Source organism: Brevibacillus sp. YAE8, assembly GCF_057543335.1.
Genome location: NZ_BAAIYG010000029.1, coordinates 35658 through 49367 on the forward strand (window position 1 = coordinate 35658; position 13710 = coordinate 49367).

The window sequence follows — 13710 nt, forward strand, 5'->3', positions numbered from 1 at the left end:
AAAACCCTTATCATTTAAGGAGGCTTTAGCTCTCATGGCAAAAGAAAAATTTGAGCGTAATAAACCACACGTTAACATCGGTACCATCGGTCACGTTGACCACGGTAAAACTACCCTGACTGCTGCGATCACTACTGTATTGGCGCAACAAGGTAAAGCAAAAGCTATGGCTTATGACAGCATCGATGCTGCTCCAGAAGAAAAAGAGCGCGGTATCACCATCAACACCGCTCACGTTGAGTACGAAACTGAAAACCGTCACTATGCTCACGTTGACTGCCCTGGTCACGCTGACTACGTGAAAAACATGATTACCGGTGCTGCTCAAATGGACGGCGCTATCCTGGTTGTATCCGCGGCTGACGGCCCAATGCCACAAACTCGCGAACACATCCTGCTGTCCCGCCAAGTAGGCGTACCTTACATCGTAGTATTCATGAACAAATGCGACATGGTAGACGATGAAGAGTTGCTCGAACTGGTTGAAATGGAAATCCGTGACCTGCTCTCCCAATACGAGTTCCCAGGCGACGATATCCCAGTAATCAAAGGTTCCGCTAAAGAAGCTCTCGACAACCCAACTGGCGAATGGGCTCAAAAAGTTGTTGAACTGATGGACGCTGTTGACAACTACATCCCAACTCCTGAGCGCGCAACTGACAAGCCTTTCCTGATGCCAGTTGAGGACGTGTTCACAATCACTGGTCGTGGTACAGTTGCTACTGGCCGTGTAGAGCGCGGTATCGTTAAAGTTGGTGACCAAGTAGAAATCGTTGGTCTGGCTGAAGAAACTCGCTCCACAACTGTAACTGGTGTTGAGATGTTCCGCAAATTGCTGGATCAAGCTCAAGCTGGTGACAACATCGGTGCCCTGCTGCGCGGTGTTGAGCGTAAAGACATCGAGCGTGGACAATGCTTGGCGAAACCAGGTTCCGTTAAGCCTTACACCAAGTTCAAAGCAGAAGTTTACGTTCTGTCCAAAGAAGAGGGCGGACGTCACACTCCTTTCTTTGCTAACTACCGTCCACAATTCTACTTCCGTACAACTGACGTAACAGGTATCATCCAACTGCCAGAAGGCGTTGAAATGATTATGCCTGGCGACAACACTGAGTTCACCGTTGAACTGATCGCTCCAGTAGCGATGGAACAAGGTACTCGCTTCGCGATCCGCGAAGGTGGCCGTACAGTAGGCGCTGGCGTTGTAGCTTCTATCGACGCGTAAGATTTACTGATACGTACAAAAACCCGACAGCATTTGTTGTCGGGTTTTTCTTTTTGTATGACAGGGCCTCATCAATTTTCTGCATCGTTCCCATCAAAATGATTCAATAAGCCGGCGACTGGCCGTGTGCTACAATACGATCAGTGGATGGGGGATAGAGAAATGCAAAACAAGGAGAAGTTGTTGTTTTTCATGCTGATCGGCGTTGTCACGCTTTGGGGCTTGAACGTGGTAATGGTGAAATACCTCGCCACGTTTCCGCCGCTCTACGTTGCTGCGATTCGGATGACGGTGGCGGGAGTATGCCTGGCACCTATTATTTATAAATACAAAACGAATCTGCGTTTGAAAAAAGGCGACTGGCTGCTGATCGCGGGTGTGGGAGCCAGCTCGATTGCGCTGCACCAGATCACTCTGGCGGCAGGCGTCCAGACGACAACGGCAGGCAACGCTTCGCTGATTTTGGGGTTGAATCCTTTGGCGACAGCTTTGCTGGCGATGATCTTTCTCGGCGAAGCCATGTCGTGGCAAAAAGGGCTTGGCATTGGCGTAGGCTTTGCGGGAGTGCTGATTGTGGTCATTTCCCAGCACGGAGGTTTTCATATGAACGGCTGGGGCGACGCCATCATGTTTTTCTCCATGCTCATGTATGTAACAGGAGGCTTGCTGATCCGCAAGCTGGTTGTCCGCGGAGTGCCTGTGCTGCTGATTACGGCCTTGTCGCAAATGTTCGGGATTGTCTTTTTGTGGGCGGCAGCGCTCGTGCAACAGCCGGCATCGTACTATTTTTCCCTGGTGGTATCGCCGTTCCAGTGGCTGGTGATCTTCGTCTCAGGCGCACTTTCCACCGCGCTCGGCTCGGTCGGCTGGAACTACGGCATCCGCCAACTGGGAGCCAGCCGAACAGCCGTATTTTTGAACGGAATGCCAATGGCCAGCCTGCTGTTCGCCGCACTGTTTCTCGGAGAGCAACTGAAGCTCGTGCACGTGCTCGCGCTGTTTATGATTGTAGGTGGGGTGTACCTCGGTTCGCGCAATTTGGTTAAGCCGACCCCGGTTCCATCCAAAGCAGCTCCCGAACTAACGACAAAAGCGTAGGATATCCTACGCTTTTTCTTCTTGGTCCCACTTGTTCACCATATGGTAAGCAGTCAAACGCAGTCGCTCAAAAATTTGTTCCCGAAGCTCGCCTTCCAGCCCGGTTTTGTCCATGGCGGTTTTCATACAAGCCAGCCAGGCTTCCGCTTGGACAGGGCCGATCGGAAAGCGCATGTGGCGTGCGCGCAGCATCGGATGCCCGTGGCGCTCTGTATAGAGAGCCGGTCCGCCGAGAAACTGTGTGAGAAACTGATATTGGCGTTCTTTTACTTCCGTGAAGTCTTCAGGGAAAAGGGGAGCAAGATCGGGGTGCCGGGCAACCAGATCGTAAAAGGCATCAACAAGACGAGCCAACGTGTCGGCCCCGCCAATCATTTCATACGGAGTGCGAATGGCTTCAGACATACAGACAGCCTCCTTTGCTTAGACAGCTCACTCCTTAGTATAACGTCTTCCTTCTATTATAGATAGGACGAGAGGAAGTTGGCAGGTAATCCCGCTTGCCTTTCTGCCGGGAAATCAGTAATATGGACAAGGTGAGTCTTTCAGTAGGCTCGCGTGTACAAAAAATGTGCGGGAGACCAAGAAATCACTTGCGTTGCCCAGATATTTTTAGTACAATATTGAATGTTGGTCATGGACTTGCGATGATGTGGGAGGTTGCTGACACACCCGGCCCCTTTGCCATGACCGGGGTGCAGGATATTTCCACGGAGAAATGTCTGTTTAATAAATGGGCGAAAAAGGAGGGACTAAAATGGCAAAGCAAAAGATTCGTATTCGTTTGAAGGCGTATGATCACAAAATCCTCGATCAATCCGCAGAGAAAATCGTGGACACAGCGAAGCGTTCCGGAGCAAACGTATCCGGCCCAATCCCGCTTCCGACCGAGAAAGCAGTTTATACGATCCTGCGTGCGGTGCACAAGTACAAAGATTCTCGCGAGCAATTCGAGATGCGTACTCACAAGCGTTTGATCGACATCTTGAACCCTACACCACAAACAGTAGATGCTTTGATGCGTCTGGATCTGCCATCCGGTGTAGACATCGAGATCAAACTGTAAGGTCCCAAAAAGCGATACACGCGCAGACGTTGTCTTGATAAGCGTGTTATACCAAGCAACAAACCCTTAAAATGGCACCCCTGCGCATCGGTGGGGACTTGATACAACATAAAAACGTTTTTTTACTGAAATAAGCACAGGAGGTGGCACAAATGACCAAAGGAATCTTAGGGAAAAAACTTGGCATGACTCAAGTTTTTGGTCCAAACGGAACAGCGATCGCTGTAACGGTTATCGAAGCAGGTTCTAACGTGGTTCTTCAAAAGAAAGATGTGGAGAACGATGGCTACGAAGCGATTCAAATCGGCTTCGAAGACAAAAAAGAACAGCGCGCTAACAAGCCGGAAAAAGGACATGCAGCAAAAGCTAACACTGCTCCTAAGCGCTTCGTTCGCGAAATTCGCGGAGTTAACCTCGCTGATTACGAGGTTGGTCAAGAGTTGAAAGTAGACATTTTTGCCGAGGGAGACATCGTTGACGTGTCTGGCGTAACCAAGGGTAAAGGTTTCCAAGGTGCGATCAAACGTCACAACCAATCCCGCGGTCCTATGGCTCACGGTTCGCGCTACCATCGCGGTCCTGGTTCCATGGGTGCTGTCGCTCCAAACCGCGTTTTCAAAGGTCAAACCCTGCCAGGACAAATGGGTGGCGACAAGGTAACCATCCAAAATCTGGAAGTAATTAAAGTAGATGCTGCTCGCAACCTGATTCTCGTAAAAGGCTCCGTGCCTGGTCCGAAAAACAGTTGTGTACTGGTATCGACGGCAGTCAAGAAACACTAAGGAAAGGAGGAACTGACATGCCGAAAGTAGCTCTTTATAACCAAACTGGTTCTCAAGTTGGCGAAATCGAATTGGCAGATAGCGTATTCGGGATTGAGCCTAACAACGCTGTTCTGTACGATGCGATCGTGATGCAACAAGCATCCCAACGTCAAGGAACACACGATGTAAAGAACCGTTCTGAAGTACGTGGCGGTGGCCGCAAGCCATGGCGCCAAAAAGGTACAGGTCGCGCACGCCAAGGTTCCATTCGCTCTCCGCAATGGAAAGGTGGCGGTGTTGTATTCGGTCCAACTCCGCGCAAATACGGTTACAAACTGAACCGTAAAGTTCGCCGTCTGGCTCTGAAATCCGCACTGTCCGCGAAAGTACAAAACAACGAACTCCTGGTTCTGGATGCATTGAACTTCGCAGCTCCTAAAACCAAGGAAATGACCGCTGTTTTGAACAACCTGAAAGTAGATCGCAAAGTTCTGATCGTAACTTCCGAGTTCGATCAAAACGTAGCTCTCTCTTCCCGTAACATCCCAGGTGCTAAATTTGTAGATGCTGCAGGCATTAATGTTCTGGATCTGGTAGCGCATGACAAAGTAATCGTGACGAAAGACGCGGTTGCGAAAGTAGAGGAGGTGCTCGCATAATGAAGAGCCTTCATGACGTCCTTAAGCGCCCTGTCATTACCGAGCGCACCACTGATATGATGGCTGAGAAGAAGTACGTTTTCGAAGTACCTCTCAAAGCCAACAAAACCGAAATCAAGCAAGCTGTTGAAAAAGTGTTCGGCGTGAAAGTAGAAGCAGTTAACACTATCCGTGTCCCTGCTAAACCAAAACGCTACGGAAAATACTCCGGTTACACATCCGAGTGGAAGAAAGCAATCGTTAAGCTGACTGATGACAGCAAAGAACTGGCCTTCTACGAGGGAGTATAACCTCGACGACTACCGAAAAGGAGGGTATTAACATGGGTATCAAAAAGTTTAAACCGACTTCTCCTGGTCGTCGCCAAATGACGGTTTCTACTTTCGAGGAGATCACTACGTCGACTCCCGAAAAATCCTTGCTGGCGCCTCTTAGCAAAAAAGCTGGTCGCAACAACCAAGGTAGAATTACCGTACGTCATCAAGGTGGCGGTCATAAACGTAAATACCGTATTATCGACTTCAAGCGTAACAAAGACGGCATCGTAGGTCGCGTAGCTACTATCGAATACGATCCAAACCGTTCCGCTAACATCGCACTTATCAACTACGTTGATGGTGAAAAACGTTACATCCTCGCTCCTCACAACCTGAAAGTTGGAGACGAGATCATTTCCGGAGCAGATGCCGACATCAAAATCGGTAACGCGCTGCCGCTGGAAAAAATCCCGGTAGGTACTACCATCCACAACATCGAGCTGAAACCAGGCAAAGGTGGCCAACTGGTTCGCGCTGCTGGTGCTTCCGCTCAACTGTTGGGTCGTGATGGTGAGTTCGTAATCGTTCGCCTGTCTTCCGGTGAGACTCGCCGCATCCACAACGTATGCCGCGCTACTATCGGTCAAGTAGGTAACCTCGATCACGAACTGCTGAACATCGGTAAAGCAGGACGTTCCCGCTGGTTGGGTATTCGTCCAACTGTTCGCGGTAGCGTAATGAACCCGAACGATCACCCACACGGTGGTGGTGAAGGTCGCGCTCCAATCGGTCGTAAAGCACCTGTTACTCCTTGGGGTAAACCAACCCTGGGTCTCAAGACTCGCAAGAAGAAGAACAAGTCCGACCAATACATCATCCGCCGCCGCAAGAAGTAAGGTAGGCTGATACAATAACCGAACGCCTTTGGCGAAGGGAGGTTCACTAATGGGACGTAGCTTAAAAAAGGGTCCTTTCGTGGATGACCACTTGATGAAAAAAGTTGACGAGCAAAATGAAAAGAACGAGAAACGCGTGATCAAAACCTGGTCTCGTCGTTCCACCATCTTCCCTGAGTTCGTAGGACACACGTTTGCTGTATACGATGGTCGCAAACATGTTCCAGTATACGTATCGGAAGACATGGTTGGTCACAAATTGGGTGAGTTCGCACCAACTCGTACCTTCAAGGGTCACGTCGACAACGACAAGAAATCCAAGAAGCGCTAATTTTCTCTTGACAGAGAGGAGGTACAAAGATGGAAGCAAGAGCAGTTGCTCGCAATATTCGCATTGCGTCTCGTAAAGTCCGCCTGGTGGTTGACTTGATTAGAGGCAAGCAAGTAGGTGAAGCGTTGGCGATCTTGAAACACACGCCAAAAGCAGCTTCTCCAGTTGTTGAAAAGCTCCTGAAGTCGGCTATTGCAAACGCTGAGCACAACTACGAAATGGATCCAAACAGCCTGGTAGTTAGCAAAATCTTCGTGGACCAAGGTCCTACGTTGAAGCGTTTCCGTCCGCGCGCTATGGGTCGCGCAAGCCGCATCCATAAACGCACTAGCCACATCACAGTGGTACTAAACGAGAAATAAGGAGGGATTACGTGTGGGTCAAAAGGTAAGCCCGGTAGGTCTTCGGATCGGTGTCATTCGTGACTGGGAGTCCAAATGGTACGCTGACAAGGACTTCGCAACTCTGTTGCACGAAGACTTGAAAATTCGCAAGTTTGTAAAAGGGCGTCTGAAAGATGCTGCTGTATCCACTATCGAAATCGAACGCGCAGCTAATCGCGTGAACGTAACGATTCACACCGCTAAGCCTGGTATGGTAATTGGTAAAGGTGGGGCAGAGGTAGAAATTCTGCGCAAATCCTTGACTGATTTGACTGGCAAACGCGTTCATATCAATATCAACGAAGTAAAACGTCCGGATCTGGATGCTACTCTGGTAGCTGAAAACATCGCTCGTCAATTGGAAAACCGCATTTCTTTCCGTCGTGCGCAAAAGCAATCGATCACTCGTACGCTGCGTGCAGGTGCTAAAGGTATCAAAACCTTGGTAAGCGGTCGTCTTGGCGGCGCGGACATCGCACGTTCTGAAGGTTACAGCGAAGGTACTGTTCCGCTTCACACTCTGCGTGCCGACATCGACTACGGTACTGCTGAAGCTCATACCACATATGGTCGCATCGGTGTAAAAGTGTGGATCTACCGTGGAGAAGTCCTTCCAGCGAGAAAGAACGTCGCTACTGAGGAAGGAGGCAAGTAATCATGTTGACGCCAAAACGCGTGAAACACCGTAAACAACACCGCGGGAAAATGGCTGGTAACGCAAAAGGCGGTACTACTGTTGCGTTCGGTGAATACGGATTGCAAGCATTGGAGCCATCTTGGGTAACTAACCGTCAGATCGAGGCTGCTCGTATCGCGATGACTCGTTACATCAAGCGTGGCGGTAAAGTGTGGATTAAAATCTTCCCTGACAAGCCAATTACACAAAAGCCGCTCGAAGTACGGATGGGTTCCGGTAAAGGTTCTCCTGAGAAATGGGTAGCGGTAGTGAAGCCAGGCAAGATCATGTTCGAACTTGCTGGCGTACCTGAAGAAGTCGCTCGCGAAGCTATGCGTCTTGCTATGCACAAGCTGCCTATCAAATGCAAATTCGTGAAGCGTGAAGAAGTGGGTGGTGACGCACATGAAGGCTAATGAGTTCCGCAATTTGACCACTGCCGAGATCGAACAAAACGTCGCTTCTTTGAAAGAAGAGTTGTTCAACCTTCGTTTCCAGTTGGCTACAGGTCAACTCGAAACCACATCTCGCATCAAACAAGTGCGTAAGGATATTGCTCGTGCGAAAACCATCCTGCGCCAGAGAGAATTGGGAATCGGCTAATTAAAGGAAGGAGGTTTGAACGATGACCGCAGAACGCAATATGCGTCGATCCGTTGTAGGTCGCGTTGTTTCCGACAAAATGGATAAAACCATTGTTGTGCTTGTTGAAACTTACAAGACACACCCGTTGTACGGCAAACGCGTGAAATACTCCAAAAAGTTCAAGGCTCACGACGAGAACAATACGGCAAAAGTGGGCGACATCGTAGAGTTGATGGAAACTCGTCCTTTGTCCAAAGATAAACGTTTCCGTTTGGTACGTATCGTCGAAGAGGCAGTAATCGTATAAGTCAGATTTTCGGATATCAAATCCGAAAGGAGGAACAGTAAATGATCCAAACTCAGACGAGATTGGCTGTTGCTGACAACTCCGGTGCAAAGGAACTCATGTGCATCAAGGTTCTGGGTGGTTCCGGTCGCAAAACGGCGAACATCGGTGATGTTATCGTGTGCTCCGTAAAATCCGCTACACCCGGCGGCGTTGTCAAGAAAGGTCAAGTAGTGAAAGCAGTTGTAGTTCGCACTGTAAGCGGCGTTCGTCGTCAAGATGGTTCTTACATCCGTTTTGATGAAAATGCAGCGGTAGTCATCAAGGAAGATAAGTCCCCACGTGGTACTCGTATCTTTGGACCAGTAGCTCGTGAGCTCCGCGACAAAGATTTCATGAAGATCATCTCTCTGGCTCCAGAGGTTATCTAATTGAACGGAAAAACTCAGGCAGTTTGTTCGATAGGAGGTGCACCAAGCGATGCACGTTAAAAAAGGCGACACTGTTATCGTAATTGCGGGCAAAGATAAAGGCAAAAAAGGTCGCGTTCTCGCTGCTTATCCGAAGAAAGAACGCGTTCTGGTTGAAGGTATCAACCTCGTGAAGAAACACAGCCGTCCGTCCCAAGCTAACCCGCAAGGTGGCATTGTGACTCAAGAAGCAGCGATTCACGTTTCCAACGTATCTTTGATCGATCCGAAGTCCGGAAAAGCTACTCGCATCGGTTACAAAGTTTTGGATAACGGTAAGAAAGTTCGGTACGCGAAAAAGTCTGGCGAAGTACTCGACAAGTAGTCAGGTTGGAAAGGAGGATATCCTAGATGGCAACAAGATTGAAAGAAAAGTACACAAAAGAAATCGTGCCTAGCCTGATGAGCAAGTTCAACTACACTTCCATCATGCAAGTGCCGAAGGTTGAAAAGATCATCATCAATATGGGTGTTGGCGAAGCGGTAGGTAACGCTAAAACCTTGGATGCTGCGGTTGAAGACCTGCAAACTATTGCTGGACAAAAACCTGTAGTAACTCGCGCAAAGAAATCCATCGCTGGTTTCAAACTGCGTGAAGGTATGCCGATCGGTGCGAAGGTTACCCTGCGCGGCGAGCGTATGTACCACTTCCTCGACAAATTGATGAACGTATCTCTTCCGCGTGTTCGTGACTTCCGTGGAATCTCTTCCAAGGCATTTGACGGTCGCGGTAACTACACACTTGGTCTGAAGGAACAACTGATCTTCCCTGAGATCGAGTACGATAAAATTGACAAAGTTCGCGGTATGGACATCGTAATTGTTACTTCCGCGAAAACGGATGAAGAAGCTCGTGAGCTGCTGACTCAAATGGGTATGCCATTCCGTAAATAAACCCACTCGTAAGGAGGGAAGAATGTGGCAAAGAAATCTATGATTATCAAGCAACAGCGGCAGCCGAAGTTTGCAGTGCGCGCGTACACTCGTTGCGAGCGTTGCGGACGTCCGCACTCCGTATTGCGCAAATTCAAACTCTGCCGTATTTGCTTCCGTGAACTTGCTTATAAAGGTCAAATTCCAGGCGTGAAAAAAGCAAGCTGGTAATTTGAAACGGGAAGGAGGTTTTCTCTCATGGTTATGACTGATCCAATCGCAGATATGTTGACACGTATTCGTAACGCTAACATGGTTCGCCACGAGAAAGTGGAGATCCCAGCGTCCACCATCAAGAAGGAAATCGCGCGCATTCTGAAAGAAGAAGGCTTCATCCGCGATGCGGAGTTTGTTGAGGACAACAAACAAGGAATCATCCGCGTATTCCTGAAATACGGTGCGAACAACGAGCGCGTTATCACAGGTCTGAAACGTATCTCCAAACCAGGACTTCGTGTGTATGCGAAAAACAACGAAGTACCTAAAGTTTTGGGTGGCCTCGGTTGCGCGATCATCTCCACGTCCAACGGTGTTATGACTGACAAGCAAGCTCGTCAAGCTCATGTTGGCGGAGAAGTTCTTGCATACGTTTGGTAATTAACAGAATGTAAAAAAGCACAGGAGGTGCACCACATGTCTCGTGTCGGTAGAAAACCGATCGTGGTACCTGCAGGCGTTACCCTCACTCTGAACGGAACTGAGCTGACGGTAAAGGGCCCTAAGGGTCAACTCGTTCGTAACTTCCATGAAGATATCAAAATCAACATTTCTGAAAACGAAGTTGTTGTAGAGCGTCCAAGCGACAACAAACTTCACCGCTCCCTGCACGGTACAACTCGTGCGCTGGTTGCCAACATGGTAAAAGGCGTATCCGAAGGCTTCACTCGTACTCTGGAGCTCGTCGGTGTAGGTTACCGTGCTGCGAAAAGCGGTAACGGCGTTACTCTTTCTCTTGGTTTCTCCCACCCAGTGGAAGTTACTCCAGAAGCGGGTATCGAAATCGATGTACCAAACCAAACCACTTTGGTGGTAAAAGGCATCAACAAAGAGCGCGTTGGTCAAGTTGCTGCTGAAATTCGTTCGCTGCGCAAACCTGAGCCATACAAAGGCAAAGGTATCAAGTACAGCGATGAAGTGGTTCGTCGTAAAGAAGGTAAAAAAGGTAAATAAGCTTCTAGCTTCATGAGAAAGGAGGCCGCTTAATGTTTACGAAAGCTGATAAAAACAAAGCTCGGAAAAAACGTCACCTGCGTATCCGCAAACGCGTGATTGGTTCTGCTATCCGTCCGCGTCTGAACGTATTCCGTTCTTCTAAGCACATCTACGCTCAACTGATCGATGATGCAACTGGCGTAACACTGGCATCTGCATCTTCTCTCGATAAAGAGCTGGGCCTGAAAAATGGCGCTAACGTGGAAGCTGCTGCGGCTGTTGGTACATTGATCGCTAAGCGTGCACAAGAAAAAGGTGCGACTGAAGTGATTTTTGACCGCGGTGGTTACATCTATCATGGACGTATTAAAGCACTGGCAGAAGCAGCTCGCGAAGCTGGTCTGCAATTCTAACAACAAGGAGGGTAAGGAATGCGTATCGACCCTAGCAAATTAGAGCTCGAAGAAAAAGTAGTCGCTGTTAACCGCGTAGCTAAGACGGTTAAAGGTGGACGTCGCATGAGCTTCAGCGCCCTGGTTGTTGTGGGAGACCGTAACGGCCACGTAGGTGCTGGTATGGGTAAAGCTCAAGAAGTTCCAGACGCCATTCGCAAAGCGATTGACGACGCTAAGAAAAAATTGATCCGTGTACCGCTGAGAGGAACGACTGTTCCACACGAAGTTATGTGCCAATTCGGTGCAGGTAAAGTTCTCATCAAGCCTGCTGCCCCTGGTACTGGTGTTATCGCTGGCGGACCTGTTCGTGCCGTTCTCGAACTGGCTGGTGTAGGCGATATCTTGAGTAAGTCTCTTGGTTCCAACAATCCTATCAACATGGTCAACGCTACGCTGGAAGGCCTCGGCCGTCTGAAAACAGCGGAAGATGTCGCGAAACTGCGCGGTAAGACTGTTGACGAGTTGTTGGGTTAATAAGGAGGGAATGAACATGGCAAAATTGCAAATCACCCTCAAACGCAGCCTGATCGGTCGCACTGTAGACCAACAAGATACCGTAAAAGCTCTGGGTCTTCGCAAAATCAACTCCACTGTAGTGAAGGAAGACAACGCTGCAATCCGTGGAATGATTTTCAAAGTGAAGCACTTGGTTGAAGTGAAAGAAGTAGAAGCATAACCCTACATCTCAATTAGTTAGGAGGTGCAACGTATGAAATTGCATGAACTGCAACCTGCAGAAGGATCCCGTCACACTCGTAAGCGCATCGGTCGCGGTATCGGTAGCGGTACTGGCAAAACTGCTGGTAAAGGTCACAAAGGTCAAAACGCTCGTTCCGGCGGCGGAGTTCGCCTTGGTTTCGAGGGTGGTCAAAACCCATTGTACCGTCGTCTGCCTAAGCGCGGTTTCACTAACATCAGCCGCAAAGAATTTGCGATTGTTAGCCTGGACGCGCTGAACCGTTTCGAAGAGGGTACTGTAGTAACACCTGAGCTGTTGAAAGAAACTGGTGTTATCAGCGCGCTGCGCGACGGTGTTAAGGTTCTTGCTAACGGTGAACTGACTGTGAAGCTGACTGTGAAAGCTCACAAGTTCTCCGGAGCTGCTGCTGAGAAGATCGCTCAAGTCGGTGGAACAACCGAGGTGATCTAATGTTAGCGTCCTTAACTAACATTTTTAAGATTGGCGACTTGCGTCGTAAGATCCTGTTTACTCTCATGATGTTGGTCGTCTTCCGGATCGGTAGCTTTGTACCGGTTCCTAACGTAAACGTCGAGCTGTTTCAGCAGAACACAAACCACTTGTTGGGCTTGTTGAACACCTTCTCTGGTGGAGCACTGCAAAACTTCTCGATTTTTGCCATGGGTATCATGCCATATATTACGGCATCGATCATCATGCAACTGATGTCGATGGATGTTGTGCCTAAGCTGACGCAATGGGCACGCGAAGGGGAAGTTGGCCGTCGCAAGATCGCTACTGTTACCCGTTACGCGACAATCGTCCTCGGTTTGATTCAGTCTGTAGGGATGACAATCGGCTTCAATAATATGGCGCCTGGCTTGCTCAACGACACTTCCGTTGGCAGCTATGCACTCATCGCGTTGACACTGACGGCTGGGACCGCATTCATGATGTGGATGGGGGAACAGATTACGGAGAAGGGAATCGGTAACGGGATTTCGATCCTGATCGTGGCCGGGATCGTCGCTAACATTCCAACTGGAATTTCGACGATTTACACCACACAGTTCGGTGATCCTTCTCAGAACATCTTCTTCAGCATCGTCAAAGTTGTGATCATTCTGCTGGTGATCCTCGCTATTATTGTCGGGGTTATCTTTATGCAGCAAGGTATCCGCAAAATTCCAGTGCAATACGCGAAGCGAGTGGTTGGACGTAAAATGTACGGTGGTCAATCCACACACATTCCGCTGAAAATCAACTCTGCCGGTGTTATTCCTGTAATCTTTGCCGTCTCGCTGGTACTGTTCCCGTCGACAATCGCGCAGTTCTGGGTGGATTCATCCGGAACTGGGTTCGCCAACTGGATCTATCGCAACTTCCAAGTGAACGAACCGTTGGGAATGACGTTGTACGCTATCTTGATTCTCGGTTTCACCTACTTCTACACATTTGTTCAGATAAACCCTGTGCAAATGGCTGAAAACATGAGAAAAAATGGCGGTTACATTCCTGGTATCCGACCCGGTAAAAACACTGAGGTTTACATTACTCGTACACTAAACCGTCTAACATTGGCTGGCGCATTGTTCTTGATGGCAATTGCTATTTTGCCATTCTTCTTCAGTAAGCTGGCTAACCTGCCGCAGCAGATTTACATCGGCGGCACTTCGCTCTTGATTGTGATTGGGGTAGCCCTTGACACAATGAAGCAGATCGAAAGCCAGATGATCAAACGCCATTACCAAGGGTTTATCAAGTAATGACTTAGATGTTTACAGAAAAGCCTCTG

25 protein-coding genes are annotated in these 13710 nt (G+C 49.0%); 24 read left to right on the top strand and 1 reads right to left on the bottom strand.

All coding sequences use genetic code 11. The features are described from left to right. Positions 1 to 34: 34 nt before the first annotated feature. Together tuf and AC27IT_RS23205 are read left to right on the top strand one after the other, a co-directional pair. Entirely contained in the window at positions 35 to 1225 is a 1191-nt protein-coding gene (gene tuf / locus AC27IT_RS23200) for an elongation factor Tu (protein WP_005828864.1), read from the top strand. A 162-nt stretch (positions 1226 to 1387) separates the two neighbouring features. Then, positions 1388 to 2323 (top strand): DMT family transporter, encoded by a 936-nt coding sequence (locus AC27IT_RS23205; RefSeq protein ID WP_197187500.1) that lies wholly within the window; start codon positions 1388 to 1390, stop codon positions 2321 to 2323. A 6-nt stretch (positions 2324 to 2329) separates the two neighbouring features. On the opposite strand, the gene AC27IT_RS23210 is transcribed toward AC27IT_RS23205, so the two are convergent. After that, the gene (locus tag AC27IT_RS23210) at positions 2330 to 2728 is read right to left on the bottom strand and encodes a globin domain-containing protein (RefSeq protein ID WP_025845250.1); all 399 of its coding nucleotides are present in this window, start codon (positions 2726 to 2728) and stop codon (positions 2330 to 2332) included. A gap of 352 nt (positions 2729 to 3080) precedes the next feature. Here AC27IT_RS23210 and rpsJ point away from each other — a divergent pair, with 352 nt between their 5' ends. From rpsJ to secY, 22 genes are all read left to right on the top strand, one after another. Then, positions 3081 to 3389, top strand: a complete 309-nt coding sequence (gene rpsJ, locus AC27IT_RS23215) for a 30S ribosomal protein S10 (RefSeq protein WP_005828858.1) — start codon at positions 3081 to 3083, stop codon at positions 3387 to 3389. 152 nt (positions 3390 to 3541) lie between these two features. Beyond that, positions 3542 to 4171, top strand: coding sequence for a 50S ribosomal protein L3 (gene rplC, locus AC27IT_RS23220; RefSeq protein ID WP_007787072.1), 630 nt, complete (start codon positions 3542 to 3544; stop codon positions 4169 to 4171). A gap of 17 nt (positions 4172 to 4188) precedes the next feature. Next, complete coding sequence (gene rplD / locus AC27IT_RS23225) at positions 4189 to 4812, top strand: 50S ribosomal protein L4 (RefSeq protein WP_005828851.1); 624 nt, start codon at positions 4189 to 4191, stop codon at positions 4810 to 4812. Beyond that, positions 4812 to 5102, top strand: coding sequence for a 50S ribosomal protein L23 (gene rplW / locus AC27IT_RS23230; RefSeq protein ID WP_005828849.1), 291 nt, complete (start codon positions 4812 to 4814; stop codon positions 5100 to 5102). The genes rplD and rplW overlap by 1 nt, the downstream gene beginning before the upstream one ends. A gap of 32 nt (positions 5103 to 5134) precedes the next feature. Further along, positions 5135 to 5965 carry a 50S ribosomal protein L2 gene (rplB, locus tag AC27IT_RS23235; protein ID WP_005828847.1) on the top strand — a complete coding sequence of 277 codons (831 nt, stop codon included), beginning with the start codon at positions 5135 to 5137 and terminating at the stop codon, positions 5963 to 5965. Positions 5966 to 6014: 49 nt separating this feature from the next. Continuing rightward, a complete protein-coding gene (gene rpsS / locus AC27IT_RS23240; protein ID WP_005828846.1) occupies positions 6015 to 6296 on the top strand; it encodes a 30S ribosomal protein S19 in 282 nt (93 codons plus the stop codon). Positions 6297 to 6325: 29 nt separating this feature from the next. After that, positions 6326 to 6658 (top strand): 50S ribosomal protein L22, encoded by a 333-nt coding sequence (gene rplV, locus AC27IT_RS23245; protein ID WP_005828844.1) that lies wholly within the window; start codon positions 6326 to 6328, stop codon positions 6656 to 6658. Between the two features lie 13 nt (positions 6659 to 6671). After that, on the top strand, positions 6672 to 7334 hold the full coding sequence (gene rpsC, locus AC27IT_RS23250; protein ID WP_005828842.1) for a 30S ribosomal protein S3: 663 nt from the start codon (positions 6672 to 6674) through the stop codon (positions 7332 to 7334). 2 nt (positions 7335 to 7336) lie between these two features. Beyond that, complete coding sequence (gene rplP / locus AC27IT_RS23255) at positions 7337 to 7771, top strand: 50S ribosomal protein L16 (RefSeq protein ID WP_007787078.1); 435 nt, start codon at positions 7337 to 7339, stop codon at positions 7769 to 7771. After that, on the top strand, positions 7761 to 7958 hold the full coding sequence (gene rpmC / locus AC27IT_RS23260) for a 50S ribosomal protein L29 (RefSeq protein WP_005828838.1): 198 nt from the start codon (positions 7761 to 7763) through the stop codon (positions 7956 to 7958). The genes rplP and rpmC overlap by 11 nt, the downstream gene beginning before the upstream one ends. A gap of 22 nt (positions 7959 to 7980) precedes the next feature. Beyond that, positions 7981 to 8247, top strand: a complete 267-nt coding sequence (rpsQ, locus tag AC27IT_RS23265) for a 30S ribosomal protein S17 (protein WP_005828837.1) — start codon at positions 7981 to 7983, stop codon at positions 8245 to 8247. A 41-nt stretch (positions 8248 to 8288) separates the two neighbouring features. Continuing rightward, the gene (gene rplN / locus AC27IT_RS23270; RefSeq protein ID WP_005828835.1) at positions 8289 to 8657 is read left to right on the top strand and encodes a 50S ribosomal protein L14; all 369 of its coding nucleotides are present in this window, start codon (positions 8289 to 8291) and stop codon (positions 8655 to 8657) included. Between the two features lie 49 nt (positions 8658 to 8706). Then, positions 8707 to 9021 (top strand): 50S ribosomal protein L24, encoded by a 315-nt coding sequence (rplX, locus tag AC27IT_RS23275; RefSeq protein WP_005828833.1) that lies wholly within the window; start codon positions 8707 to 8709, stop codon positions 9019 to 9021. 26 nt (positions 9022 to 9047) lie between these two features. Further along, positions 9048 to 9590: a 50S ribosomal protein L5 gene (gene rplE / locus AC27IT_RS23280; RefSeq protein WP_005828832.1), complete on the top strand. Its 543-nt coding sequence runs from the start codon at positions 9048 to 9050 to the stop codon at positions 9588 to 9590. Between the two features lie 24 nt (positions 9591 to 9614). Then, on the top strand, positions 9615 to 9800 hold the full coding sequence (locus tag AC27IT_RS23285) for a type Z 30S ribosomal protein S14 (protein WP_005828830.1): 186 nt from the start codon (positions 9615 to 9617) through the stop codon (positions 9798 to 9800). Positions 9801 to 9827: 27 nt separating this feature from the next. Continuing rightward, positions 9828 to 10226, top strand: coding sequence for a 30S ribosomal protein S8 (gene rpsH, locus AC27IT_RS23290; RefSeq protein ID WP_005828827.1), 399 nt, complete (start codon positions 9828 to 9830; stop codon positions 10224 to 10226). Positions 10227 to 10262: 36 nt separating this feature from the next. Next, on the top strand, positions 10263 to 10799 hold the full coding sequence (gene rplF / locus AC27IT_RS23295) for a 50S ribosomal protein L6 (protein WP_005828824.1): 537 nt from the start codon (positions 10263 to 10265) through the stop codon (positions 10797 to 10799). A gap of 32 nt (positions 10800 to 10831) precedes the next feature. Then, the gene (gene rplR / locus AC27IT_RS23300; protein ID WP_005828822.1) at positions 10832 to 11194 is read left to right on the top strand and encodes a 50S ribosomal protein L18; all 363 of its coding nucleotides are present in this window, start codon (positions 10832 to 10834) and stop codon (positions 11192 to 11194) included. A gap of 18 nt (positions 11195 to 11212) precedes the next feature. Next, positions 11213 to 11710, top strand: coding sequence for a 30S ribosomal protein S5 (gene rpsE / locus AC27IT_RS23305; RefSeq protein WP_005828820.1), 498 nt, complete (start codon positions 11213 to 11215; stop codon positions 11708 to 11710). A gap of 16 nt (positions 11711 to 11726) precedes the next feature. After that, positions 11727 to 11912: a 50S ribosomal protein L30 gene (rpmD, locus tag AC27IT_RS23310; protein ID WP_005828818.1), complete on the top strand. Its 186-nt coding sequence runs from the start codon at positions 11727 to 11729 to the stop codon at positions 11910 to 11912. 33 nt (positions 11913 to 11945) lie between these two features. Beyond that, positions 11946 to 12386 (top strand): 50S ribosomal protein L15, encoded by a 441-nt coding sequence (gene rplO, locus AC27IT_RS23315; RefSeq protein WP_005828815.1) that lies wholly within the window; start codon positions 11946 to 11948, stop codon positions 12384 to 12386. Next, complete coding sequence (gene secY / locus AC27IT_RS23320) at positions 12386 to 13681, top strand: preprotein translocase subunit SecY (protein ID WP_005828813.1); 1296 nt, start codon at positions 12386 to 12388, stop codon at positions 13679 to 13681. Before rplO ends, secY begins: the two co-directional genes overlap by 1 nt. The last annotated feature ends 29 nt before the right edge of the window (positions 13682 to 13710 follow it).

What these genes read in the sequence shown, in the direction of transcription:
- rpsJ (WP_005828858.1), top strand. Translation starts at nt 3,081, where the DNA reads ATGGCAAAGCAAAAGATTCGTATTCGTTTGAAGGCGTATGATCACAAA.
- rpmC (WP_005828838.1), top strand. Translation starts at nt 7,761, where the DNA reads ATGAAGGCTAATGAGTTCCGCAATTTGACCACTGCCGAGATCGAACAA.
- rplD (WP_005828851.1), top strand. Translation starts at nt 4,189, where the DNA reads ATGCCGAAAGTAGCTCTTTATAACCAAACTGGTTCTCAAGTTGGCGAA.
- rplN (WP_005828835.1), top strand. Translation starts at nt 8,289, where the DNA reads ATGATCCAAACTCAGACGAGATTGGCTGTTGCTGACAACTCCGGTGCA.
- rpmD (WP_005828818.1), top strand. Translation starts at nt 11,727, where the DNA reads ATGGCAAAATTGCAAATCACCCTCAAACGCAGCCTGATCGGTCGCACT.
- AC27IT_RS23205 (WP_197187500.1), top strand. Translation starts at nt 1,388, where the DNA reads ATGCAAAACAAGGAGAAGTTGTTGTTTTTCATGCTGATCGGCGTTGTC.
- rpsH (WP_005828827.1), top strand. Translation starts at nt 9,828, where the DNA reads ATGGTTATGACTGATCCAATCGCAGATATGTTGACACGTATTCGTAAC.
- rplR (WP_005828822.1), top strand. Translation starts at nt 10,832, where the DNA reads ATGTTTACGAAAGCTGATAAAAACAAAGCTCGGAAAAAACGTCACCTG.
- rplV (WP_005828844.1), top strand. Translation starts at nt 6,326, where the DNA reads ATGGAAGCAAGAGCAGTTGCTCGCAATATTCGCATTGCGTCTCGTAAA.
- rplX (WP_005828833.1), top strand. Translation starts at nt 8,707, where the DNA reads ATGCACGTTAAAAAAGGCGACACTGTTATCGTAATTGCGGGCAAAGAT.
- rpsS (WP_005828846.1), top strand. Translation starts at nt 6,015, where the DNA reads ATGGGACGTAGCTTAAAAAAGGGTCCTTTCGTGGATGACCACTTGATG.
- rplF (WP_005828824.1), top strand. Translation starts at nt 10,263, where the DNA reads ATGTCTCGTGTCGGTAGAAAACCGATCGTGGTACCTGCAGGCGTTACC.
- rplE (WP_005828832.1), top strand. Translation starts at nt 9,048, where the DNA reads ATGGCAACAAGATTGAAAGAAAAGTACACAAAAGAAATCGTGCCTAGC.
- rpsE (WP_005828820.1), top strand. Translation starts at nt 11,213, where the DNA reads ATGCGTATCGACCCTAGCAAATTAGAGCTCGAAGAAAAAGTAGTCGCT.
- secY (WP_005828813.1), top strand. Translation starts at nt 12,386, where the DNA reads ATGTTAGCGTCCTTAACTAACATTTTTAAGATTGGCGACTTGCGTCGT.
- rplP (WP_007787078.1), top strand. Translation starts at nt 7,337, where the DNA reads ATGTTGACGCCAAAACGCGTGAAACACCGTAAACAACACCGCGGGAAA.
- rpsQ (WP_005828837.1), top strand. Translation starts at nt 7,981, where the DNA reads ATGACCGCAGAACGCAATATGCGTCGATCCGTTGTAGGTCGCGTTGTT.
- rplO (WP_005828815.1), top strand. Translation starts at nt 11,946, where the DNA reads ATGAAATTGCATGAACTGCAACCTGCAGAAGGATCCCGTCACACTCGT.
- rplC (WP_007787072.1), top strand. Translation starts at nt 3,542, where the DNA reads ATGACCAAAGGAATCTTAGGGAAAAAACTTGGCATGACTCAAGTTTTT.
- tuf (WP_005828864.1), top strand. Translation starts at nt 35, where the DNA reads ATGGCAAAAGAAAAATTTGAGCGTAATAAACCACACGTTAACATCGGT.
- rplW (WP_005828849.1), top strand. Translation starts at nt 4,812, where the DNA reads ATGAAGAGCCTTCATGACGTCCTTAAGCGCCCTGTCATTACCGAGCGC.
- rplB (WP_005828847.1), top strand. Translation starts at nt 5,135, where the DNA reads ATGGGTATCAAAAAGTTTAAACCGACTTCTCCTGGTCGTCGCCAAATG.
- AC27IT_RS23210 (WP_025845250.1), bottom strand. Translation starts at nt 2,728, where the DNA reads ATGTCTGAAGCCATTCGCACTCCGTATGAAATGATTGGCGGGGCCGAC.